19 protein-coding genes, 1 tRNA gene and 1 other RNA gene are annotated in these 22,545 nt (G+C 63.5%); 17 read left to right on the top strand and 4 right to left on the bottom strand.

The genetic code is table 11. The features are described 5' to 3' along the window. Positions 1-3 precede the first annotated feature (3 nt). Complete coding sequence (locus YS110_05320; protein UJB64217.1) at positions 4-909, bottom strand: folate-binding protein YgfZ; 906 nt, start codon at positions 907-909, stop codon at positions 4-6. Between the two features lie 60 nt (positions 910-969). Between YS110_05320 and mltG the strand changes: the two genes are divergently transcribed. The 6 genes from mltG (at position 970) to YS110_05290 (ending at position 5,670) form a co-directional block, all read left to right on the top strand. Continuing rightward, on the top strand, positions 970-1,947 hold the full coding sequence (gene mltG / locus YS110_05315) for an endolytic transglycosylase MltG (protein ID UJB67357.1): 978 nt from the start codon (positions 970-972) through the stop codon (positions 1,945-1,947). A 165-nt stretch (positions 1,948-2,112) separates the two neighbouring features. Continuing rightward, entirely contained in the window at positions 2,113-2,769 is a 657-nt protein-coding gene (locus YS110_05310; protein UJB64216.1) for a dTMP kinase, read from the top strand. Beyond that, on the top strand, positions 2,766-3,761 hold the full coding sequence (locus YS110_05305) for a DNA polymerase III subunit delta' (protein ID UJB64215.1): 996 nt from the start codon (positions 2,766-2,768) through the stop codon (positions 3,759-3,761). Before YS110_05310 ends, YS110_05305 begins: the two co-directional genes overlap by 4 nt. A gap of 18 nt (positions 3,762-3,779) precedes the next feature. Next, positions 3,780-4,139, top strand: coding sequence for a PilZ domain-containing protein (locus YS110_05300; protein UJB64214.1), 360 nt, complete (start codon positions 3,780-3,782; stop codon positions 4,137-4,139). Positions 4,140-4,195: 56 nt separating this feature from the next. Continuing rightward, positions 4,196-5,002 carry a TatD family hydrolase gene (locus YS110_05295; GenBank protein ID UJB64213.1) on the top strand — a complete coding sequence of 269 codons (807 nt, stop codon included), beginning with the start codon at positions 4,196-4,198 and terminating at the stop codon, positions 5,000-5,002. Beyond that, positions 4,999-5,670 carry an ankyrin repeat domain-containing protein gene (locus YS110_05290; GenBank protein UJB64212.1) on the top strand — a complete coding sequence of 224 codons (672 nt, stop codon included), beginning with the start codon at positions 4,999-5,001 and terminating at the stop codon, positions 5,668-5,670. The genes YS110_05295 and YS110_05290 overlap by 4 nt, the downstream gene beginning before the upstream one ends. A 62-nt stretch (positions 5,671-5,732) precedes the next feature. On the opposite strand, the gene msbA is transcribed toward YS110_05290, so the two are convergent. Next, complete coding sequence (gene msbA, locus YS110_05285; GenBank protein UJB64211.1) at positions 5,733-7,520, bottom strand: lipid A export permease/ATP-binding protein MsbA; 1,788 nt, start codon at positions 7,518-7,520, stop codon at positions 5,733-5,735. A 121-nt stretch (positions 7,521-7,641) separates the two neighbouring features. Here msbA and tolB point away from each other — a divergent pair, with 121 nt between their 5' ends. The 11 genes from tolB to YS110_05230 all read left to right on the top strand — a co-directional run bounded on the left by tolB (position 7,642) and on the right by YS110_05230 (position 18,831). Then, a complete protein-coding gene (tolB, locus tag YS110_05280) occupies positions 7,642-8,958 on the top strand; it encodes a Tol-Pal system protein TolB (GenBank protein ID UJB64210.1) in 1,317 nt (438 codons plus the stop codon). A gap of 47 nt (positions 8,959-9,005) precedes the next feature. Next, positions 9,006-9,542 carry a peptidoglycan-associated lipoprotein Pal gene (gene pal, locus YS110_05275; GenBank protein UJB64209.1) on the top strand — a complete coding sequence of 179 codons (537 nt, stop codon included), beginning with the start codon at positions 9,006-9,008 and terminating at the stop codon, positions 9,540-9,542. After that, complete coding sequence (gene ybgF / locus YS110_05270) at positions 9,542-10,312, top strand: tol-pal system protein YbgF (GenBank protein ID UJB64208.1); 771 nt, start codon at positions 9,542-9,544, stop codon at positions 10,310-10,312. The genes pal and ybgF overlap by 1 nt, the downstream gene beginning before the upstream one ends. Positions 10,313-10,320: 8 nt before the next feature. Next, on the top strand, positions 10,321-11,085 hold the full coding sequence (locus tag YS110_05265; GenBank protein ID UJB67356.1) for a tRNA threonylcarbamoyladenosine dehydratase: 765 nt from the start codon (positions 10,321-10,323) through the stop codon (positions 11,083-11,085). Between the two features lie 54 nt (positions 11,086-11,139). Then, positions 11,140-11,215, top strand: a tRNA-Lys gene (locus YS110_05260). 419 nt (positions 11,216-11,634) lie between these two features. Next, positions 11,635-12,345, top strand: a complete 711-nt coding sequence (ubiG, locus tag YS110_05255; GenBank protein UJB64207.1) for a bifunctional 2-polyprenyl-6-hydroxyphenol methylase/3-demethylubiquinol 3-O-methyltransferase UbiG — start codon at positions 11,635-11,637, stop codon at positions 12,343-12,345. 8 nt (positions 12,346-12,353) lie between these two features. Then, positions 12,354-13,019, top strand: coding sequence for an HAD-IA family hydrolase (locus YS110_05250; protein ID UJB64206.1), 666 nt, complete (start codon positions 12,354-12,356; stop codon positions 13,017-13,019). 12 nt (positions 13,020-13,031) lie between these two features. Beyond that, positions 13,032-13,409, top strand: a transfer-messenger RNA (tmRNA) gene (ssrA, locus tag YS110_05245). Between the two features lie 218 nt (positions 13,410-13,627). Further along, a complete protein-coding gene (locus YS110_05240; protein ID UJB64205.1) occupies positions 13,628-14,887 on the top strand; it encodes an integrase arm-type DNA-binding domain-containing protein in 1,260 nt (419 codons plus the stop codon). Positions 14,888-15,394: 507 nt separating this feature from the next. Beyond that, a complete protein-coding gene (locus YS110_05235; protein UJB64204.1) occupies positions 15,395-17,470 on the top strand; it encodes a DEAD/DEAH box helicase in 2,076 nt (691 codons plus the stop codon). Next, positions 17,467-18,831: a DNA-processing protein DprA gene (locus tag YS110_05230; GenBank protein UJB64203.1), complete on the top strand. Its 1,365-nt coding sequence runs from the start codon at positions 17,467-17,469 to the stop codon at positions 18,829-18,831. Before YS110_05235 ends, YS110_05230 begins: the two co-directional genes overlap by 4 nt. 203 nt (positions 18,832-19,034) lie before the next feature. Here the strand turns inward: YS110_05230 and YS110_05225 are convergent, their stop codons facing one another. Next, positions 19,035-20,615: a hypothetical protein gene (locus YS110_05225; GenBank protein ID UJB64202.1), complete on the bottom strand. Its 1,581-nt coding sequence runs from the start codon at positions 20,613-20,615 to the stop codon at positions 19,035-19,037. Beyond that, complete coding sequence (locus tag YS110_05220) at positions 20,612-22,450, bottom strand: hypothetical protein (GenBank protein UJB64201.1); 1,839 nt, start codon at positions 22,448-22,450, stop codon at positions 20,612-20,614. The genes YS110_05225 and YS110_05220 overlap by 4 nt, the downstream gene beginning before the upstream one ends. Positions 22,451-22,545: the final 95 nt, after the last annotated feature.

Here is a 22,545-nt window from a genome sequence, read left to right as displayed (position 1 = left end):
AACTCAGATGTCCGCCAGCAGCGCATAGGGCAGCGGCAGCAGCGTGAGCGGCACGCCGCCCGCGTGCAGCGCGCCGCCGGCCGCCGCGACCTGCAGCGCCACCAGCGCATCCACCCCGCCGCCCGGCGCGGCGGCGGCCTGCACCACGGTGCCCACGGGCTGCTCGGCATCGCCGGGCGCGAACACCTCGGCGCCCACGGCCAGCGCCGAGGGAGCGTGCGCCAGGTAGGTGCGGCGCTTGAGCGTGCCGCGGAACTGGCTGCGCGCCACCACCTCCTGGCCGGGGTAGCAGCCTTTCTTGAAGTTCACGCCGCCGATGGATTCGTAGTTCAGCATCTGCGGCACGAACGCATCCACCACCGGGGCGGTGAGCGTGGCCACGCCGCTGCGCACCTCGCTCCAGTCCCACAGGCCGGGCGCCAGTGCCGGGCCGGCGGGCGCGGGGGCGTCGGCCGGGGCCACGAGCAGCGCGCGCGGCTGGCCTTCCGCCGGGTAGAGGTGCACCACGCTTGCAGGGCCAAAATCGGCTTTTGACCAGGCGGGCAAAGCGCTGCCAGCTATGGAAAGCAGAGCGTCCCCGGCCAGGCCCCAGCACTGGAAATCGGCCGAAGCATCCGTCAGCCGCGCCTTGGCGCGCAGCACGAACATGGACAGGCGCTTGAGCGCCGCGGGCAGCAGGTCGCGGCTGCACACCAGCAGCAGCTCGGTGCCGCTGCGCTGGAAGGCGATGAAGCTGGCCAGCATGCGCCCCTTGGGCGACAAGTAGGCCGCCAGGCGCGCCTGGTGGTCCTGCAGCAGGGCGAAATCCTGGGTGAGCTGGCCTTGCAGGAACGACGCGGCGTCCGCGCCTTCCACGCGGATCACGCCCAGGTGGGGCAGGGGGGCAATTCCGTTGAGAAGCTGGGTCATGGCGAGCGATTATCATCCCCGGCTCTATTCATTCTGTGCGCTGGGGTTGTGCGTCGCTTACTGGTTTTATTGCTGTTGATTGCGGGCGCACTGGGCGGCGGCGCGGCCTGGTGGCTGCACCAGCCCCTGGATCTGGGCGGCGCCCAGGCGCTGGAGCTGGAGATCGAGCCCGGCACCACCCCGCGCGGCGTGGCCCGCGCCGTGGTGGCCGCCGGGGTGCGTACCGACGCGCGCCTGCTCTACGGCTGGTTCCGCGTATCGGGACAGGACCGGCGCATCAAGGCCGGCAACTACGAAATTCCTGCAGGCACCACGCCCCAGGGCCTGCTGCAGAAGCTCGCGCGCGGCGAGGAAACCCTGCGCGCGCTGACGCTGGTCGAGGGCTGGAACTTCCGCCAGGTGCGCGCCGCGCTGGCGCGCGACGAGGGCCTGCGCCATGACGCCACGGTGCTGGACGATGCGCAGCTGATGGACAGGCTGGGCCGCCCCGGCGTGGCCCCCGAGGGCCGCTTCTTCCCCGACACCTACACTTACGCCAAGGGCAGCAGCGAGCTGGCGCTGCTGCGCCGCGCCCTGCACGCCATGGACCGTCGCCTGGAGGCCGCCTGGGCCCAGCGCGCCAGCGATACGCCGCTCAAGAGCGCGGACGAGGCGCTGATCCTCGCCAGCATCGTGGAAAAGGAAACTGGCCTGGCCAGCGACCGCGCGCACATCGCCGGCGTCTTCGCCAACCGCCTGCGCGTGGGCATGTTGCTGCAGACCGACCCCACGGTCATCTACGGCCTGGGCGAGAAGTTCGACGGCAACCTGCGCAAGCGCGACCTGCAGACCGACCACCCCTGGAACACCTACACCCGCCCCGGCCTGCCGCCCACGCCCATCGCCATGCCGGGCAAGGCGGCGCTGCTGGCCGCCGTGCAGCCGCAGGAGACGCGCGCGCTGTACTTCGTCGCCAAGGGCGATGGCTCCAGCCATTTCAGCGCCACGCTGGACGAGCACAACCGCGCGGTCAACCGCTACCAACGAGGGCAGAAATGAAACACCCCCTGAGGCGCTTCGCGCCTTCCCCCTCTCTCTACGCGCTTCGCGCTATGGGAGGGGGACGCAGCCAGCGCGGCGGGGCGGCCCTTGCGCGGCTGCCCGCGCTTGGGGCGCGCCGGTTTCATGGGCCGTGGGTGGCGCGCAGCGCCATGGAGAACTGATATGGAGCCAGGGCTGTTCATCACCTTCGAGGGCATCGACGGCGCGGGCAAGAGCTCGCACATCGAGGCGCTGGCCCGTGCCTTCGAGGCGCAGGGCCGCCGTGTCACGCGCACGCGCGAGCCCGGCGGCACGCCGCTGGCCGAGAAGCTGCGCGCGCTGCTGCTGCACGACGCCATGGACGCGCTGACCGAGGCCCTGCTGGTGTTCGCCGCGCGGCGCGACCACCTGGTGCAGGTGATCGAGCCCGCACTGGCGCGTGGCGAGGTGGTACTGTGCGACCGCTTCACCGACGCCACCTTCGCCTACCAGGGCGCAGGGCGCGGGTTCGATCAGGCGGTGCTATTGATTCTGGAGCATATGGCGCAGACTGGGCTTTCCCCAGACCCCGATTTGATGCGTGAGCCCGATGCCACGGTGTGGTTCGACGTGCCGGTGGACGTGGCCGCCCGGCGCCTGGCCGCCGCGCGCGCGCCCGACCGTTTCGAGGCCGAGCCGCAGGCCTTTTTCCAGCGCGTGGCCCAGGGCTATGCCGAGCGCGCCGCTGCTGCGCCGCAGCGCTTCGTGCGCATCGACGGTGCGCAGCCGCTGGCGCAGGTGCAGCAGCAGGTGTTCGCCGCGCTGCGCCAGCGCGGCTGGCTGGAGGAGGCCGCGCCATGAGCGCCATCGCCCCCTGGATCGCCGCGCAGCGCGACCAGCTCCTGGCCCAGCGCGGCCACGCCTGGCTGCTGCAGGGCCCTTCGGGCCTGGGCCAGTTCACGCTGGCGCTGGAGCTGGCGCGCGCCTGGCTGTGCGACGCGCCCACGCCCCAGGGCGCCTGCGGCCAGTGCGGCAGTTGCCACGCCGTGGCGGTGCACACCCACGCCGACCTGTGCGTGCTCATGCCCGAGACCGTGATGCTGGCGCAGGGCTGGCCGCTGCCCGAGAAGGCCCAGGCCGAGATCGACGACAAGAAGCGCAAGCCCAGCCGCGAGATCCGCGTGGAGGCCATGCGCGACGCGGTGGAGTTCTGCCAGCGCACCTCGGCGCGCGGCCGGGGCAAGGCGGTGCTGGTCTATCCGGCCGAGCAGATGAACACCATCACGGCCAACGCGCTGCTCAAGACGCTGGAGGAGCCGCCGGGCGACACGCGCTTCGTGCTCGCCAGCGAGGCCGCGCACCTGCTGCTGCCCACCATCCGCAGCCGCTGCCTGGGCCACACGCTGCATTGGCCGGCCGAGGCGCAGGCGCTGCAGTGGCTGCAGGCCCAAGGCCTGGCGCCCGAGGTGGCGCAGGCGCAGTTGCGCGCCGCCGGCGGCCGCGCGCAGGACGCGCTGGCGCAGGCCCAGGCCGGGCGCAGCCCCGCGGCCTGGGCGCAACTGCCCAAGGCGCTGGCGCGTGGCGAGGTGGCGGCGCTGGCCGACTACACCCCGGCCCAGGCCATCAACACCCTGCAAAAGCTCTGCCACGACCTGCAGGCCAGCGCGTGCGGGGCTGCGCCGCGCTACTTCGCCACGGCCGACCTGCCGCCGCCGCCGCCCTTGCTGGCGCTGGCGCGCTGGGCCCAGGCGCTGACGCGCGCGGCGCGCACGGCCGAGCATCCGTTCAACACCGGCCTGATGCTGGAGGCGCTTGTGGCACAGGCGCGCCAGACACTACACTCACGCCATTGAAGAGAGCCCCACGAGCCCATGAGCACTCCCTCCACAGCGCCGCGTCCCAGCGTCATGCAGCTGGCCATCAAGGAAAAGGCGGCCCTGTATGCGGCCTACATTCCTTTCTTTGCCGAGGGCGGCATCTTCGTGCCCACCAACCGCGAATACCGCCTGGGGGATGACGTGTACGTGCTGCTTACGCTGCCCGACGACACCCAGCGCTACCCCGTGGCGGGCCGCGTGGCCTGGGTCACGCCCGCGCGCGCTGGCGGCAACCGCACCCAGGGCGTGGGCATCCATTTCCCGAAGGACGAGAAGTCGCGCCAGCTCAGGCTCAAGATCGAGGAAATCCTGGGCACGGCCCTGGGTTCGGACCGATCGACGCAAACGCTCTGAGCTTTTTTGCCTACTCGCATGCCGGCCCGTGGGCCGGCATGGCCGTTTTCCAGCCTATGTTCACCGATTCGCACTGTCACCTCACGTTCCCCGAGCTGGCCAGCCAGCTTCCCGCCATCCGCCAGGCCATGCAGCAGGCGCAGGTGGATCGGGCGCTGTGCATCTGCACCACGATGGAAGAGTTCGCGCAGGTGCATGCGCTGGCCCTGGCGCACGACAATTTCTGGTGTTCCGTGGGCGTGCATCCTGACAACGAGGGCGTGACCGAACCCACCGAGCAGGATTTGCGCGCGCATGCCGCCTTGCCGCGCGTGGTGGCCATCGGCGAGACCGGGCTGGACTACTACGGCATGGAAGACCGCAAGGGCGGCCGCAGCATCGCCGACCTGGAGTGGCAGCGCGCGCGCTTTCGCACGCACATCCGCGCCGCCCGGGCCGTGGGCAAGCCGCTGGTGATCCACACCCGCAGCGCATCCGAAGACACGCTGGCCATCCTGCGCGAAGAGGGCGAGGACGGCGCGGGCAACCGTGCCGGCGGCGTGTTCCATTGCTTCACCGAGTCGATGGCCGTGGCGCGCGCGGCGCTGGACCTGGGCTACTACATCTCGTTCTCGGGCATCGTCACGTTCAAGAGCGCACAGGAGCTGCGCGACGTGGCCGCCTTCGTCCCCATGGACCGCATGCTGATCGAGACCGACAGCCCGTACCTCGCGCCGGTCCCCTACCGCGGCAAGACGAACACGCCGGCCTACGTGTCCTATGTGGCGCAGCAGATCGCGACCGTGCGCGGCATCGGCGTGCAGGCCGTGGCCGAGGCGACCAGCCGCAATTTCGAGGCCCTGTTCGCCGGGGTGCGGGCATGATGCGCCGCCGCCTGCTGGCCGCCTCGGCGCTGGGCTGGGGCGCGTGGGGCCTGGCCTGGGCGGGCTCGTACGACGATTTCTTCACCGCCATCCGGCGCGACGATGCCGGGGCCATCACGGCGCTGCTGCGCCGAGGGTTCGACCCCAACACGGTGGACGCCAAGGGCGTGCCGGCCCTGGTCCTGGCGCTGCAGCTGGAATCGTTCAAGGCCTTCGGTGCCTTGCTTCAGGCGCCTGGCCTTAAGGTGGACCAGCCCAACCCGCAAGGGGAAAGCGCGCTGATGCTGGCGGCCATCAAAGGCCACCTGGATCTGGCCCGCGCGCTGGTCGCCAGGGACGCCGATGTGAACAAGACCGGCTGGACGCCGCTGCACTACGCCGCATCCGGCACCGGCGACCAGCAGCCCGCGATGCTGGCGCTGCTGCTGGAGCACCATGCCTACATCGACGCCGGCTCGCCCAATGGCAGCACGCCGCTGATGCTGGCGGCGCAGTACGGCACGCGCGCCAGCGCGCAGTTGCTGCTGGAGGAGGGGGCGGACCCTGCCATCAAGAACCAGCTGGGCCTGGCGGCCGCGGACTTTGCCCTGCGGGCCGGGCGCAAGGACCTGGCGCAGCAACTGGCGGCTGCCGTCCGGCAGCGCCAACCGAACCGGGGCCAGTGGTAGCTTTATTTTTGATAGCTGCTAGCGCTTGACTGGCAAGAGCTGAAGGCCATTTTTATTGGAAATCAGCCTGTGTGGTTCTGCAGCCGCGCGTAGATGCCGCCCTGGGCCAGAAGCTGGGCGTGCGTGCCTTGCTCTGCCACGCGGCCCTGCTGCATGACGACGACGCGGTCGGCATGCTCGATGGTCGAGAGGCGGTGGGCGATCACCAGCGTCGTGCGCCCTTGCATCAGGCGCTGCAGCGCGTCTTGCACCAGCCGCTCCGACTCGGTGTCGAGCGCGGAGGTGGCTTCGTCGAGGATCAGGATCGGCGCGTCCTTGTAGAGCGCCCGCGCGATCGCCAGGCGCTGGCGCTGCCCGCCGGACAGCTGGGTGGCGTTGTGCCCCACCAGCGTGTGCATGCCCTGGGGCAGGCTGGCCACGTGCCCGGCCAGGTTGGCGGCTTCCAGGCAGGCGCGCACCCGTGCTTCGTCGAGGGGCGCGCCCAGTGCCACGTTGGCCGCGATGCTGTCGTTGAACATCACCACGTCCTGGCTCACCATGGCGAATTGCGCGCGCAGGTGGTCCAGGCGCCAGTCGGGCAGCGGGCAACTGTCCAGGAGGATTTCCCCTTCGCTGGCGAGCACGAAGCGCGGCAGCAGATTGACCAGCGTGGTCTTGCCGGCGCCGGAGGGGCCGACCAGCGCGACCACCTCGCCAGGACGCACGCTGAGGCTCACGCGGTCCAGCGCGGGGGACTGGTCCTGCGCGAACCGCACGGTCACGTCGCGCAGCTCCAGCGCGCCGCGCACCGGGCTCGGGGCCTGGTGGCCACTCGCCTCGCTGCCGGTGTCGTTGATGAGCATGAGGCCGCGCTCCAGGGCGGCCACGCCGCGCGTGAGCGGGTTGGAGACATCGGCCATGCGGCGCATGGGCGCGACCAGCATCAGCATGGCCGTGATGAACGAGGCGAACCCCCCCACGGTGATGGCCTGGCCGCCGTCCGCGCCGGTGCGGCTTTGCCACAGGGCGATGCAGATCACGGTGGACAAGGCCCCCGCCGCAAGCAACTGCGTGAGCGGCGTCATGGCGGCCGAGGCGATCGTGGCCTTGATCGCCAGGCGGCGCAGGCTGTCGCTGAGCTGGCCGAAGCGCTGGTTCTGCGCCGCCTGCGCGCCATGCAGGCGCACCACGCGGTGGGCCAGCACGTTTTCCTCGACCACGTAGGCGAGGTCGTCGGTGGCCTGCTGGCTGGCCTTGGTGATGCGGTAGAGGCGGCGCGACAGCGTCTTCATGATCCAGGCCACGCCGGGCACCACGACGGCGACGATGAGGGTCAGTTGCCAGTTCAGGTAGAGCAGGTAGCCCAGCAGCGCGACCAGCGTGAAGCCGTCGCGCGAGATGCCCATCAGGGCCTGCACCAGCAGCGTGGCGCCGGTCTGCACCTCGTACACCACGGTGTTGGAGAGCGCGCTGGCCGACTGGCGCGAGAACAGCGCCATCTCGGCCGACAGCAGCCGCTCGAACAAGGCCTTGCGCAGCAGCAGCATGCCCTCGTTGGCGATGCGTGTGATGGCGTACTGGCTGGTGAACTGGGCAATGCCGCGCACCAGGAAGACCCCGATGATGGCCAGCGGCACCAGCCACAGCTCCAGCGTGCCGTCGGTGAAGCCGCTGTCGAGCAGCGGCTTGAGCAGGGCCGGGATCAGCGGTTCGGTGATGGCGCCGACCACGGTGCCGAAGAAGGCCAGGCCCCATGCCACGCGGTGCCCGCTGAAGAACGGCAGCAGGCGCCGCAACCTGGCGCGCAGGCCCGGTGGCGTGGGGGCAGCGGCGCTGGCGGCGTGAGGGGTTCCGGAATCAGGGGCTTGCATGTGGGGCCGGATTCTACGGTTCGCCCGGTGTACCATACCGTTTGTCACAGGAGTTCGGGATCCATGTGTAATATGCCGGGTTGTCTTCCGGCTTTGTTGCGTAAGGTTCCGACGGCTGCCAATGACCACTGACCGATCCATCCCCTCCCCAGCGGCTGCGCCGCTTCTTCCTTTGCGCCGCCAGGTCCTGGCGGCGATCCTCTCCCTCCCCGCCATACCCGCTCTCGCACAGTTCCGTGTCGAAGTCACGGGCGTCGGACTGACGCAGTTGCCGATTGCGCTGGCGCCCTTCCGGGGCGAGGCGCAATCGCCGCAGCGCATTTCGGCGATCGTGCAGGCCGACCTGGAGCGCAGCGGACAGTTTCGTGGCATTGATGCCGCAGGGGCCGCGCTGGACGAAGTCTCGCGCCCCGACATGGCCCAGTGGCGGCAAAAAAGCGCCGACTCGCTGGTGACCGGCAGCATCACGCGCCTGGCCGATGGCCGCTACGACATTCGCTTCCGCCTGTGGGACGTGGTGCGGGCCCAGGATCTGGGAGGGCAGAGCTTCGTCGTCAGCCAGGGGGACCTGCGCCTGGTGGCGCACCGCATTGCCGACTTCGTCTATGAGAAGCTCACGGGGGAGCGCGGCGTGTTTTCCACGCGCATCGCCTACGTGACGAAAGCCGGCGGGCGCTACAGCCTGTGGGTGGCTGATGCCGACGGCGAGAACGCCCAGGCCGCCTTGTCGAGCCCCGAGCCGATCATCTCGCCGGCCTGGGCGCCCAATGGCACCCAGCTGGCCTATGTGTCGTTCGAGTCCCGCAAGCCCGTGGTGTACGTGCATGACGTGGCCAGCGGGCGCCGCCGTCTCATCGCCAACTTCCGCGGCTCCAACAGTGCGCCAGCCTGGTCGCCCGATGGCCGGCAACTGGCCGTCACCCTGACGCGCGACGGCAGCTCGCAGCTCTACACCATCGACGCCAACGGCGGCGAGCCGCGCCGCCTGATGCAAAGCAGCGGCATTGATACGGAGCCTGTGTTCTCCGGCGATGGCCGCACCATCTACTTCGTGAGCGATCGCGGCGGTGCGCCGCAGATCTACAAGGTGGGCGCATCGGGAGGCAACGCCGAGCGCGTCACGTTCTCCGGCAACTACAACATCTCGCCCAGCGTGAGCCCGGATGGCCGCTGGCTTGCCTATATCTCGCGTGTCGGCGGGGCCTTCAAGCTGCATGTCATGGATCTGGGCACGGGCGCCGTGAACGCCATCACCGATACCACCGCGGACGAGAACCCAAGTTTCGCACCCAATAGCCGTTTGATTGTCTACGCCACCCAGCAGCAGGGCCGTGAGGCGCTCATGACCGCCACGCTGGACGGAAAGATCAAGGCACGGCTGGCGGGGCAGGGCGGAGACATACGCGAGCCCGACTGGGGGCCGTACCAAAAACAGTGAATTCGATCTGATTTAACCCGTATCCAAGATTGCAGGAGCAATTGCGCATGAAACATTTGAAACGCCTTTCCATCGCCTTGACCGTGGCCGCCCTGATGGCAGGCTGCAGCACTGGCGTCAAGCTGGACGATCAGGCCCCTGTGGAGGACCGTTCGGCAGCGACCAATGCCGGTGCCAACACAGGCAATACGGCCCAAAGCGGTGTCGCAGGGGTCAACCTCGGCCAATCCGACCGTGACGGCGGCGGCCCCGTGGGCGTGAGCCGCACCATCTATTTCGACTTTGACAGCTATGCCATCAAGTCCGAGTACCAATCGGTGCTGGACGCCCACGCGCGCTTCATCAAGGCCGCACCGGGCCGCAAGGTCATGCTCGAAGGCCATACCGATGACCGTGGCGGCCGCGAGTACAACCTGGCGCTGGGCCAGAAGCGTGCCGAGGCCGTGCGCCGCTCGCTGGGGCTGCTGGGCGTGTCCGATGGCCAGATGGAAGCCATCAGCTACGGCAAGGAAAAGCCTGCCGTGCAAGGCGGCAGCGAGGACGCCCGGGCGCAGAACCGCCGCGTTGAACTGTCGTACCGCTGATGCGCAGAGCCCGCTTTCCTTCCTGGGCCAAGGCCGCGCTCGTGGCGGCTTTGGCATCCGCCTATGCGGTAGGTAGCCATGCGGCGCTTTTCGAGGATGACGAGGCGCGCCGCGCCATCCTGGAGTTGCGCCAGCGCGTGGATGGGTTGACCCAGGGGAGCCAGCGCACGGGAGACGAGTCGTCGCAGTTGCGCCGCAGCCTGCTGGATCTGCAAACGCAGATCGAGGCGCTGCGCACCGAACAGGCCAAGCTGCGTGGGCAGAACGAGCAGCTTCAGCGCGACATCGCGGAGCTGCAGCGGCGCCAGAAAGACATGGCGCAGGGCGTGGACGAGCGCCTGCGCCAGTTCGAGCCCGTGAAGGTGAGCCTGGATGGCCAGGAGTTCCAAGCAGATCCGGCCGAGAAGCGTGATTTCGAGTCCGCGCTGGAGGTTTTCCGCTCGGGCAAGTTCGCTGACGCTGGCCAGGCATTCGCCACCTTCATCAAGCAGTACCCGCGCAGCGGCTACGTGCCTTCGGCGCGCTTCTGGCTGGGCAACGCCCAGTACGCGACGCGCGACTACAAGGAGGCGATTGGCAACTTCAAGGCATTGCTGGCGGCTGCGCCCACCCATGGGCGTGCGCCCGAGGCCGCACTCTCGATCGGTAACTGCCAGGTGGAATTGAAGGACACGCGTGCCGCACGCAAGACCTTTGAAGACCTGGTCAAGGCCTATCCCCAATCCGAGGCCGCTGGTGCCGCCAAGGAACGCCTGGCGCGTCTCAAGTGACGGATCCCGTGGCCGATGAGGCAGATCTCCAGCGCCGCTTTGGCGGGCTGGAGCGTTTGTATGGCGTCGAGGGTGCCCAGCGCATCCGTACGGCGCATGTGGCCGTGGTGGGCATCGGCGGGGTCGGCTCCTGGACCGCGGAGGCTTTGGCGCGCAGCGGAGTCGGCCGATTGACGCTGATAGATCTTGACCATGTCGCGGAGTCGAACATCAACCGGCAAGTCCATGCGCTGACCGGAACGGTTGGCCAGGCCAAGGTGCAGGCGATGGGCGACCGCATCGCACAAATCCATCCTGCCTGCTCCGTGCTTTGCGTTGAGGACTTCGTTGACAGCGCGAACTGGCCTGGCGTGCTGCCAGTGGCTGTCGATGCCGTCATCGATGCTTGCGACCAGGTGCGCGCCAAGACATCCATGGCGCAGTGGGCACGAAGTTCGGGCAAGTTGTTCGTCAGCGTCGGAGCCGCCGGAGGGAAGCGTCTCGCGCACAAGGTGGACATTGATGATCTGTCGGCGGTCACACACGATCCTTTGCTGGCCCAGGTGCGCTACCAATTGCGCAAGCACCATGGCGCGCCGAAGGAAGGGCGGAAGATGAATGTTGCCTGCGTGTTCAGCAGGGAATCGGTGGCCCCTCCCGATGTGTCATGCGGCTTGGCTGGTGACGGCTCGCTCAACTGCCATGGCTATGGTTCGGTGGTCGCCGTGACTGCGACTTTTGGCCAGTGCGCAGCAGGATGGGTGTTGGATCATATGGCGCGCAAAGATTCGTAGCTGCGAAAACATGCTAGAATCTATGGCTTCTCTGTAGAAGTTGAGAAGAATTTTGGGTCGTTAGCTCAGTTGGTAGAGCAGCGGACTTTTAATCCGTTGGTCGCAGGTTCGAATCCTGCACGACCCACCACATAAAATCCAATGAAATCAAGGCCTTAGCGCGTGTGCGCCAAGGCCTTTTTTCTTTGCTTTTCCGAAAAAATTCGGGATTGGTGCAAAAGTGGTGCAGTCGGAGACTCAACGCCAGTCGATCTTCCTATTAGGAAAGGACATCGAGTGGCAAGCATTAAGAAGCGCGGCGAGTACTGGAGAGCACAAGTGCGCCGCAAAGGGTATCCGACGATCTCACTGGATTCGGCGCGCCAATGGTGGGCCAGTCGGTGCTCCTGGCCGGGGGCGCATCGCGGTGCGGCCAGCAATGACACGCCCACCGAGACGTTCGGGTAGCGTGCTGCCTGCCAACGCATGGGGTTGCTCGGCGCGGCATCTACGACAACATGAAGACAGCTGTGGACTCCTTGCGCTAGTTTTCCCGCGGATAATGAAAACATGAGCGACACCATCAATGCCGATCCGGCCGAGTTGGCCAAATTCTCTGAACTGGCCCATCGCTGGTGGGATCCTGAGAGCGAGTTTCGCCCTTTGCATCAGATCAATCCTTTGCGGCTGGAGTGGATCCTTGGGCGGACCCCCTTGAGTGGCAAGAAGGTTCTTGATGTCGGATGCGGTGGCGGTATCTTGGCCGACTCCATGGCCCGCAAGGGGGCGGATGTGATGGGCATCGACCTGTCTACCAAAGCCCTGCGGATTGCCCAGTTGCATGCTCTTGAGACGCAGACGCCCTCTGTCCAGTACCGAGAAATCAGCGCCGAAGCCTTGGCGGCCGAGCAGCCGGACCAATTCGATGTCGTGACTTGCATGGAGATGCTTGAGCACGTGCCCGACCCCGCATCGGTTGTACGGTCATGCGCACAGCTTGTGAAACCCGGCGGCTGGGTCTTTTTCTCTACCATCAATCGCAACATGAAGGCATTTGCCTTGGCAATCGTTGCAGCCGAGTATTTTTTGAAAATGATTCCGCGTGGCACCCATGAGTACGCCAAGCTCATTCAGCCGCGTGAGCTGGCCGCATATTGCCGAGAGGCGGGGCTTCAGCTACGCCAAGCCAAGGGCCTCTCGTACAGTCCACTGACCCAGCGATACAGTCTGGGCGCGGACACCAGTGTGAATTACCTTTTCGCCACGCAGAGGGCGGTGTGATGCGGGGGATGTTTGCGCAGGCCAAGGCGGTTCTGTTTGATCTCGATGGGACCTTGGTCGACAGTGCTCCCGATCTTGGGGCAGCAGTCGACAAGATGCGCGTGGAGCGCGGCCTGCCTTCCTTGCCTTTTGCTCGCTATCGGCCGATGGCTGGGGCAGGTGCCCGGGGCATGTTAGGCGAGGCTTTTGGCATAGGCCCGGACCACCCCGATTTTTCTGCGATGCGTGAGGAGTTCTTCCAGAACTACCAAGCTTGCCTGATGGAGCGGACCTTGCCTTTTGATGGGGTGGCTCAGCTCATGGATAGGCTGGCGGGACTGGGGCTGCCCTGGGGGGTCGTCACCAACAAATCCACCCGGTTCAGCGAACCTTTGACGCGCGGCATACCTTTGTTCTCAATGGCCAGCACGGTGGTCAGCGGCGATACCACGCCCTATGCCAAGCCGCATCCCGCACCGCTTCTGGAGGCAGCGGAGAGAATGCGCATTGCCCCCCGTGACTGCATCTACGTGGGTGATGACGAGCGCGATATCCAGGCAGGGCATGCTGCAGGCATGGGGACGGTCGCGGCCATCTATGGCTACTTGGGACTGGTTCAGGAGCCTCTGGACTGGGGGGCGCACGCCATCATCAATTCCCCTCTTGAGCTCTTGCAATTGCTCGATAGGGACTAAAATAAGACACAAGGGGCTGTCCTGGTTTCGACGTGGGTTCGGAATCGGTGCGGTGCATGTCGAGCTTGAGTGATGCTCGTAAATCTCCATTCACTAAAGTAACTGCAAACGACGAACGTTTCGCACTCGCCGCTTAAATCCGGTGAGCCTTGCAACAGCACGCTGATGGGCTGGGCAAGGGGGTAGTGATACCTCCAGGCTGCAAGGGAATTCACATCAGCTGGCCGTCTGCCGGGTACCTTGGCAGAGGGTGAGATTAAAGGGTGCTGGCTGTCGGCATAGCGTGCGTCTGCGCGATGCCGACGGCGAGATTCAAAACAGAGCGCTAAACATGTAGATCTGCTCGACGAAGGCTTGCGGACGCGGGTTCAATTCCCGCCAGCTCCACCATTACGACGTCCAAGGGCGTTCACCAACATCCGGTGAACGCCCTTTTTCTTTGGTAAATCAATGGGTTACGGTGTGTAGACGTCCGGAGCGATTTCCTGGTAGCCAGGCTGAGGCGGGGGAACAGACGGGGGAACAAAATCCGAAAAGGGTAGACTGGCGGCGTTTGTTCCCCCGTTTCAGAGGGGAAATCCTAGCTAAACCTCTGGAGGTGTTCCCCCATGTTGACCGACGCACAGTGCCGCAACGCCGTCTGTTCCCCCACATCGAAGCGGGAGCGTTTGTCGGACTCGGGAGGCCTGTATCTGGAGGTTGCTCCCGGGGGATCGAGGCGCTGGTTCTGGAAGTATCGGCATGAGGGCAAGGAAGGGCGTATGGCTCTGGGCAGTTATCCCTCGGTCAGCCTGACGGCGGCTCGCAAGGCTCGTGATACCGCCAGGCTGCAGAAATCGACAGGAATAAATCCTGTGCATGCCAGAAAGGTGGAAAGGCTGAAGGCTTCTGCTAGTGCCGGGGATACCTTCAAAGCTGTCGCTCTGGAGTGGTACGACAAACAGAAGCCTCTATGGAGTGATTCTCATGCCGAGCGCTCGCTGCGCCAGTTCGAACGTGATCTCTTTCCGTGGCTTGGGGGGCGTCGCCTAGCTGAGATTGAGCCGGTGGAACTGCTGGCAACCCTGCGCAAGGTGGAAGAGCGCGGGGCTGTAGAGACGGCCGATCGTGGATTGATGTTGGCTCGCCAAGTTTGGCGCTACGGGGTCGCGACAGGCAGGGTAGGACGGGACATCACGGGAGATCTCAAAGGCGCGCTGTCTCCGTACCGCGGCAAGCACTTCGCTGCCATTACCGAACCGGCCAAGCTGAGTGAGCTACTGCGCGCCATCCAAGCTTACAAGGGCGGGCCTATCGTGCGGGCGACACTTCAGTTGGCGCCTTTGTTGTTTCAGCGTCCTGGCGAATTGCGTGGTGCAGCTTGGGCTGAAGTGGACTTGGACGCCGCCCTCTGGACGATTCCGGCTGCGCGGATGAAGCGGGGCAAGGACGGGAAGGAAAACGGGGATCCACATCTGGTGCCTCTTTCAACCCAGGCTGTGAAAGTGCTGCGAGAACTGCGCCCGTTGACAGGTCACGGCGCATTGGTGTTTCCTGGCGAGCGCAGCCACAGCAGGCCTATTTCAGAGAACTCGGTGCGCACTGCACTCATCACCATGGGCTATACGCCGGAGATCCAGACGTGGCATGGCTTTCGAGCCACGGCGCGAACCATGTTGGCGGAGCGATTGGATGTTGACCCGCTGGTCATCGAAGCGCAACTGGCTCACGCCGTGAAGGACGCCAATGGGCGCGCTTACAACAGGACCCAGTATCTGGCTCATCGAACGAAGATGATGCAGCGGTGGGCAGACTATCTGGACAGGCTGAGAGAAGGCAAAGCAGCAGGCAAGATGACTTCCAAAACTCTTGGCAATGCAAATACCTGATCTGCCGTTTCGCTGGGCTTGGTCACTGCGGTGGTTTGCCATGAATCGATGGCAGTTTCTCTCCAACTGATGTTGCGACCCTGTCGGCAAAGCGTGTGAGCTTGGCGGTGTGAACGGCCGTTCTGCAGCGATTGCTGTCGATCAGCCATGGTGTGGCTACCGTCTGCTTCTCGACCAGAAGCTGTCTTCGGCGAGCGACGTGTCTGTCCGTCGAATGGTCTCGCTCGCGCAACGAGGCGAAGGTTTGCTCAGTGCGTCGCTGTGCCAGCAATCAGGCGCAACGGCAGGGCGCGTAGACCTCGATCTCGACGCGTCGGTTGCCGACGGGCAGCACGGCCAGAGGTCGGTACGCACCGGATGATGTCGGGGGTTCTCCATTTATATCGGAGGTTTAGGACGAGCTCCGCCAGGGCGCCGATGCAATCAATTATTCTTGGGTGTCGGGCGCGCGTCCAGCTCGTCGTGACCCGTCAAATCAGTGGCATCACAAATGTTCGAGGGAGTTCCATGCAATACGACCAAGCTCGCGCCCTACAGCTGCTCCGAGAAGGCAGTGGCAATCCTGCAGCCACCTTCCGCGACTCGCAGGAAGATGCGATTCGTCACCTGGTCATGGGTGCGGCGGGGCGCCTACTCGTCATTCAGAAGACGGGCTGGGGCAAGAGCTTCGTTTACTTCATCGCGGCAAAACTGATTCGTGAACAGGGAGGGGGGCCAACCCTCCTGGTATCGCCCCTGCTCGCGCTGATGCGGGACCAGGAGATGGCGGCCGAGCGCATGAAGGTGACCGCTAAGGCGGTCAACTCGACCAATCGGATGGATTGGGCCGAGATCGCCGAACAGATCGAGGAAAGAAAGATCGACGTCCTCATGTTCCACCCGAAGCAACTGGCGAGCGCAGAGTTCCAGGCCAGCCTTCTGGCGAGGATTCCCAACGTGTCGATGCTCGTCGTCGACGAGGCCCACTGCATTTCGGACTGGGGGCATGACTTCGTGCCCGAGTACAAGCTTGTTACGCGGCTCATTGCAGCGCTGCCTCCCAACTTGCCGGTGCTTGCGACCACGGCCACGGCAAACGAACGTGTGTCGAACGATCTCGAGCGGATCCTTGGTCCGGACCTGCTAGTGAAACGCGGATCGCTGAATCGCCCGTCAATCACACTGCAGACGATCACGTTTACGAGCGACGCACAGAGGCTCGCCTGGCTCGCAAAAACCGTCCATTCGCTGCCCGGCAGCGGCATCATCTATGCACTGACGAAGGCTCACGTGCAGTACATCGTCAGTTGGCTCACGCACTGCGGCCTTTCGGTCAAGGGTTATACAAGTGATTCAGAGGATCGCGCTGTTCTCGAGCAGGAGCTCAAGGAGAACAAGGTCAAGGCGCTTGTCGCAACCTCCGCGCTTGGCATGGGCTATGACAAGCCGGACCTGACCTTCGTCATCAACTACCAGCCGCCGTCCTCGGTCGTCCATTACTACCAGCAGGTGGGGCGTGCGGGGCGTGCGATCGCAGATGCTCGCGGGATCGTGCTGGCGGTGAAGAACCAGCTTGACATCAACACCTACTTCATCGAGAGCGCTTTTCCGAAACCGGACGAGGTGACCGCGGTCATGAAGGCGCTCGATGCGGCGGGGGACGAAGGCCTTTCCGTACCGGGCCTTCAGGAGACGATCAACTTGAGCAAGGGGCGAATCGAAAAAACGCTGACCGCCCTCGCCATCGAGAGCCCGGCACCGATCGTGAAGGACGGCTCAGCCTGGAAAGCCACTGGCAGTATGCTGGCGAAGAGCTTCTGGGAGACGGCTGAGAGGGTGACCGAACTGAGACGCGCCGAGCATGCTCAGATGAGGGAGTACATGGCCCTCACTGAGGGACACATGAAGTTCTTGGTCTCGGCTCTCGATGGTGACCCGACGACCGTTGAGGCGCCGCGCAGTCCACCGTTGCCCACGGAGGTCGATCCAGCGCTCGTTGCTGAGGCGGATCGGTACATGAGGGACAGCAGCTTGCCGATCAAGGCGCGCAAGAAGTGGCCTGACGGAGGATTGGACGGATACGGTCTGCGCGGAAACATCGCTGAGAAGTCGCGCGCGAGGGACGGTGTCGCGCTCTCGATGTACGGTACGGCTGGGTGGGGCGACATCGTCCGTGATGCTCGTTACGAACACGCGCACTTCGGCGACGACCTAGTGAAGGCCTGCGCCGGGCTGGTGCGCCGGGCAGGTTTTGAACCAGCTCCTAAATGGGTTACCTGCATCCCGTCACTAAACAATCCGGATCTCGTCCCGAGCTTTGCTAAGCGGCTTGCCTCTGAGCTTGGCCTGCCGTTCCACGCGGCGCTGACCAAGGTGAAGCACACCTCAGCTCAGAAGTCCATGCACAATAGCTCTCAACAGGCGAGGAACCTGGATCAGTCGCTTGAATTCAGCGACTTTGACGGCAAGGTCGGTCCAGTGTTGTTGGTCGACGATATCGTGAACTCGGGTTGGACATTTACGATCGGCGCTTGGCTGCTGCGCTCCAACGGTTGCGGCGAAGTGTGGCCTCTCGCGCTTGCCAAAACTGGAAATGAAGAATGAGTCTGCAGATCTCCGCAAACTGCCAAGCGATCTTGCTTTTGACGGCGCCGTTGATGGTCGGGAAGATTGGCACCCGTGCGGAACTGCTGAAGCAAAGTGAGTACAGCGACCTTACAAGGTTCCTTGTGCAAGAAGGCTTTCAGCCGTCCGACCTTCTCAGCCCACAGTCTCCTGCGCTGCGCCAAGCCGAGAATCTGTTCGGGCCAGGACGGCTGACCCGCTTGGTGGGCAGAGGGTTTCAGCTTGCCCAGGCGCTTGATTACTGGAGTGCGCGCTCGATCTGGGTGGTGAGTCGCGCCGATGCCCGGTATCCCAAGCGGATCAAGTCGCGCCTCAAGCACGATGCGCCGCCCATCATGTACGGTTGTGGCGATCCGGATCTTGTCGACAACGGCGGCCTGGCGGTCGTAGGCTCCCGTGACGCGGACGACGAGATGCTGAGCTATGCCCAGCGTGCCGGAGAGAGGGCTGCCAATGCTGGCAGAGGCTTGATTTCAGGAGGCGCTAAGGGTGTCGACAGTGCTGCAATGGATGGAGCGGGGGCTCTCGGCGGCATAGTCTGTAACGTCATGGCAGAAGGACTGGCGCAGGCGGCGATCAGTCGGAGATTCAGAGATGGCCTTCAAGAGAGGCGCACATTGCTGATTTCGCCCTACGATCCAAGCGCTGGCTTCAACGTCGGGCACGCCATCGCTCGCAACAAATTTATCTTCGCGTTGGCTGACGTCGGCTTGGTCGTGAATTCAGACTTGGAGCGGGGCGGGACGTGGGCAGGCGCGATAGAGCAGCTTCGCAAGCTTCACTTCGTTCCGCTCTACATCCGATCGAGTGGCAAGCGTTCAGCTGGCCTAGACGCTTTGCTCCGAGAGGGAGCCTTGCCCTGGCCAGAGCCGGAGGACGGGGAAGCGCTAGAAGCTCTGTTTGCCGATCGATCAAACGATAGCCATATGGCCGCTGCTGCTGCAGCTTACCAGGGACATCTTGACTTCAAGATTGCTGCTGGTGCGCCGAGCGGGGGGGCGGATGCGGCTCCAGATGCAGTGCGCCAGGTGTCGATGCTTGAACAGCCGGCTAGCAACCCAGAGGCCCTCGAAGAGGGTACGTCAGATCCGTCGACTGCAACCGCAAAGTCGACACTCCTTGAGGCTCCTTCGAGTCCGCCAGTTGACTTGAAGCAGGAGATGTTCGCGACCTTTGAACAATTGATTCGGCAGTTACTTCACGTACCCAAGAAGGCCGCTCAGATCGCCGACGAGTTGGATCTCAATCAGATGCAGACGCGGAACTGGCTGGACCGGCTGGTTGCCAAAGGTGTAATCGAAAAGAAGAAGAGCGACGCGACCTATCGGCTTGTCGTTTGAGGTCCCTCTGACGAGCGCGCCTCGCTGAGGCCGCACCCAAGTCCGAAATGCGAGCCTCGGGAGCAGCCCGCCAAATCGACAGCCACTTTCGTCAGGGCGTGCCATGGCCTTGCTGTCGCCTGGTCTTTGTAATAAAGCGATACGCGCGCTGAGCCAGTCGTTCGATGCCTGCGCGAAGCAGGTGCGAACGTCGAGAGACTCTGTCAAGCGTAGTACTTGAAATTGTGCTTCCAACTGCTTTGGGGAAGCCCAGGATTTGCAAGAATAATTTCGCCAACTCGGTCGGAATACTTGATGGTGATAGGCCGACCTTCACCCAGCTGGCAAGAGTTGTAGTTCAGCTTGGTCAATCCCAGGATGTCTTTGGCTACCTGAACGATGTCACCTTCTCCAAATTGGATGGTGATTGACAGGGGGACGGGAATTTCGAAGCCGTCGTAGCTTGCGATGCGAGCTTTGAAGCCATTGGTGTACAAAAGGCCGTGGCGGCTTGTCCGCTGCCAGAAGACGCCACGTTGGACCGGATACTGGCCTCGCTTTCCGACGTCCGGATGGTCGTCATAGCGGTACAGGCGCTGACCGCCACGGTCTTGGCGGACACGAATCGAGATGAGTTTCACACCCTCTGGAACCGCCCTCAAGAATCCCTTGTATTCATCCGGACTCACACCTGAGTGTGTATGCAGAAAAATCTCCTTTAGTGGTCGACCGTCCTGTTCCTGGTAGGTTTCGATGGTGCCTCTCAGCAGCGCCTCAGCTTTTTCCGGTGGAAGGTGATATTCGCCTGTTTTAGCTGAGTACCAAGCACCAAACTCACCGACGAAAACAACGCCGTCACCGCTGTCCAAGAACATCTGTGCTGCGCAGCAAGCGGTACGCTTGTTTTCGGCGAGTTTGTAGGCCAGGCCAACGTAGCAGACGCCTTCTCGAGCCCAGGGCGTTTTCCATGGCTTCGCGCCGCACTTGTAGTAAATGGCCGTGCCGAAATTCCACAGCCGATCAGACAATGGGTTTTGGCCTTTTTCGCCGAGACGCACCTTCGGCGTGATATGGAGTGTTGACTCCTTGATGATTTGCACCGGCAGGTCGAGTCCCATCAATCGGCCCTTGAGTTGCCGGCGGAAGTCTGGCGAGTAGCTACGAGATTCCTCGAACGTCTCCAAGGTCTCGCGGACAGCGGTCACCGCCTCGTCTTCAAAGTCGTCAAACATTCCCTGCTGACCGGTTTCTCGGTCAACGATTGCCTGCTCTAGGAAAGAACGCTCGTCGCGGCTTCGTCCAGCATCGCTACGCTTGCTCAGAGGAATGATTGAGTTCGGACGACAGTTCTCAAAGACTTCGTCGGGGACAACGCAGATGGCCAGAGCGGGGCGTGAATCGAGCTTTCCGAGCTTTTCCACCTGTTCCATGTACAGACCAGTGACCGCGAATGCGCGGTCGTGTTTATCCGCTTTACGTGACGCATCCGAGAGCTTCTCTGCGTCAATGGCATAGCTGCGAACCGGCGATGGCCATTTGGCACCGAAGGCCACGTCAAAGCCTGGAAACGGTGGCCAAGCCCGATGTCTGGCGGGGTCAATGCAGGAGGCTGGCGCATTCAGCGCGGCGCACCAATTCTTCCAGGCCTCTATGCCGCTAGCAGTGCCAAGAACAATGTTGTCCGGGAGCTGCTGCCTTGCCTCTGCAGGTCCAAAGAGGGCCAGTCCGTCATGCGGGTCTTCAGCGGTTTGGCCATGGCCAAATTCAAGAAGTGGCTCGCCCAGAAAATGAAATGTATTGCTCATTGAGCCTCTCCAGCCTGGGGCACGCCATCACTATCGTCGGACCCGTCTTCTTCATCTTCGCGAGTCCTGTTTTCGGCGAGCTCTTCGCTCATATCGACCATTCCTGCGAGGGCATGCACGTCGAGTCCGACTGGGCACATCCATTTGAGCGGGTTGGTACTCATCGTTACGGATCGGCGTCCTTCGCCATATCGAATGAGACCAGGTTCTGCTTCCAATGCTTGAACTACTCCAAGTAATCGCGGGAGCCAGTCTTTGTTCCACCAATTCTTCGTCACAACCTTGCGACGTCGTCCCAGCTCTTTGAGCTCATAGACCTTGCCATTGAGGTCCGTCGGGCGGACATAGACGTTGACGACAACGTTCCAACTCCCATCAACGTCTCGTTGTGGCTGGAACTTAGGAGATAGTTGGTAGAGGAATGGCGATGCCCTTTCGCCCCAGCCTTTGGTCCGTTTGCCGGTGAGGCTGACGCGGGTGTCTCGCCCGTCAACGTGTCGGATACGCTGCGTCCATGCTCCATCTTCGCGCTCCGGAAAATAATAGATTCTTCTGTCTGAACACCAAGCCAGCCCCTTTTGCGCACAAACGACGGTAAGGCTCCGGCGAACTAATTCCTTCGCGACATCCTCTGTCTTCTTGCCATCGCGCTCTGGGTTGTTGGCCCACAGAAATTCCGGGGTGCGTATTGCCTTGACGGAAGGAATGGCGTTCTCCGGAGGCGGGGTGAAGGCAACCAACCGGTAGGCATTCAACTCCACAAACGCCCAGCTCGTTCTCAGTTCATCGAGCTTTGCCGTGGATAGCGCTGAGTGGAGGTCGTAGACCAACATCGTCTCAGGCAATCCCAGCGCAAAGATGTTTGCGAAAACAGGCTCTTCCTTCGCAATGGTGACCCGCGTAGGCATGTAGTCGTTCAGCGCTATAGCTTTGCCCTGGTCGAGCATGATGTCTGGCTGAATTCCAAGACCTGCCAACCTGGCCACGATTTGCTCAAGACCTGTGCTCCAGGAATGTGAGAAGTCTGCCGGGGTGGAAGGGCGTAATCGAGAGGGCAACTTTGACGGCTCAATCTCGGATGCTTTGCAGAGAAGCACCAGTGCTCCTTTCCCCGCCGCCAAAGCGCACCGCTCGAGCAGCAATTCATCGGCCATGCTGGATTGCGACAAGACGGGGATGTATTGTGTGGCCCTGAGGTCAATGAGCTTCCGAACGCTCTCGTCTTGGTTTTCACCTGCAAAAGGCGCGGTGCCTCGACACCAGACTCGGAAGCCCGCGAGCGTGAGTCTGCGCGAAAGCCAAGTTGCGAGCGCATGGTCGGAGTCGACATGGTCAACAACCAGGGTATCTCGGCTCTCAGAAAGCGATTCACCACCTGCTTGCGGAAAAAACGGAGGCGTGAAGATGCTGGGATGCTGCGCCAAGAGATGGCGCTGAGGTCCGACCAGTAGCACCCTTAATCTTTCCAAGTCGAAGAGGTCTAGCTTCCAACCGAACTCACTCCGGACGAGTTCATGAGCGCCGTCCTTTTCCGCAGCGTTCAATGCTTCTGTGCATACGAAAACGAACAAATCTGGGTTGTGAGCCTGTTCGCGGACCCGAGCGCAATCGCTTTTGAGCTTGGTCTTCCAGTCGCCCCGAACGGTGTACGCAAAGACGATTTTTCGCCCGTTCGAATCGGATCGAATGATTGCGTCACGCCCGCCGTCACCGGTTCCCCCCAATGGGTCTATCCCGGGATAGTCGGTACCTGCAAGGAGACCTGAACAGAGCCGTTCGAAGTCGCGATAGCTTGAGACACGCTCTAAGCAATAGGTGATACGGTCAGCGGACATATGTAAAGCATACGATGCATTTGTCGCATGTGTCCTGTTCGCTGGGTCGACCGCGGCCTCTGCGCTCACTTTTGCTGCGGGTTTGAAGGTTCATG

This window comes from Acidovorax sp. YS12, assembly GCA_021496925.1.
In the GTDB taxonomy this organism is placed as follows: Bacteria; Pseudomonadota; Gammaproteobacteria; order Burkholderiales; family Burkholderiaceae_C; genus Paenacidovorax.
This window is presented reverse-complemented; position numbering and strand designations above follow the sequence as displayed.

Bases quoted from the DNA above. Each gene is read 5' to 3' on its own strand.
- YS110_05320 (UJB64217.1), bottom strand. From the start codon at position 909: ATGACCCAGCTTCTCAACGGAATTGCCCCCCTGCCCCACCTGGGCGTG.
- YS110_05310 (UJB64216.1), top strand. From the start codon at position 2,113: ATGGAGCCAGGGCTGTTCATCACCTTCGAGGGCATCGACGGCGCGGGC.
- YS110_05305 (UJB64215.1), top strand. From the start codon at position 2,766: ATGAGCGCCATCGCCCCCTGGATCGCCGCGCAGCGCGACCAGCTCCTG.
- YS110_05300 (UJB64214.1), top strand. From the start codon at position 3,780: ATGAGCACTCCCTCCACAGCGCCGCGTCCCAGCGTCATGCAGCTGGCC.
- YS110_05295 (UJB64213.1), top strand. From the start codon at position 4,196: ATGTTCACCGATTCGCACTGTCACCTCACGTTCCCCGAGCTGGCCAGC.
- YS110_05290 (UJB64212.1), top strand. From the start codon at position 4,999: ATGATGCGCCGCCGCCTGCTGGCCGCCTCGGCGCTGGGCTGGGGCGCG.
- msbA (UJB64211.1), bottom strand. From the start codon at position 7,520: ATGCAAGCCCCTGATTCCGGAACCCCTCACGCCGCCAGCGCCGCTGCC.
- tolB (UJB64210.1), top strand. From the start codon at position 7,642: ATGACCACTGACCGATCCATCCCCTCCCCAGCGGCTGCGCCGCTTCTT.
- pal (UJB64209.1), top strand. From the start codon at position 9,006: ATGAAACATTTGAAACGCCTTTCCATCGCCTTGACCGTGGCCGCCCTG.
- ybgF (UJB64208.1), top strand. From the start codon at position 9,542: ATGCGCAGAGCCCGCTTTCCTTCCTGGGCCAAGGCCGCGCTCGTGGCG.
- ubiG (UJB64207.1), top strand. From the start codon at position 11,635: ATGAGCGACACCATCAATGCCGATCCGGCCGAGTTGGCCAAATTCTCT.
- YS110_05250 (UJB64206.1), top strand. From the start codon at position 12,354: ATGTTTGCGCAGGCCAAGGCGGTTCTGTTTGATCTCGATGGGACCTTG.
- YS110_05240 (UJB64205.1), top strand. From the start codon at position 13,628: ATGTTGACCGACGCACAGTGCCGCAACGCCGTCTGTTCCCCCACATCG.
- YS110_05235 (UJB64204.1), top strand. From the start codon at position 15,395: ATGCAATACGACCAAGCTCGCGCCCTACAGCTGCTCCGAGAAGGCAGT.
- YS110_05230 (UJB64203.1), top strand. From the start codon at position 17,467: ATGAGTCTGCAGATCTCCGCAAACTGCCAAGCGATCTTGCTTTTGACG.
- YS110_05225 (UJB64202.1), bottom strand. From the start codon at position 20,615: ATGAGCAATACATTTCATTTTCTGGGCGAGCCACTTCTTGAATTTGGC.
- YS110_05220 (UJB64201.1), bottom strand. From the start codon at position 22,450: ATGTCCGCTGACCGTATCACCTATTGCTTAGAGCGTGTCTCAAGCTAT.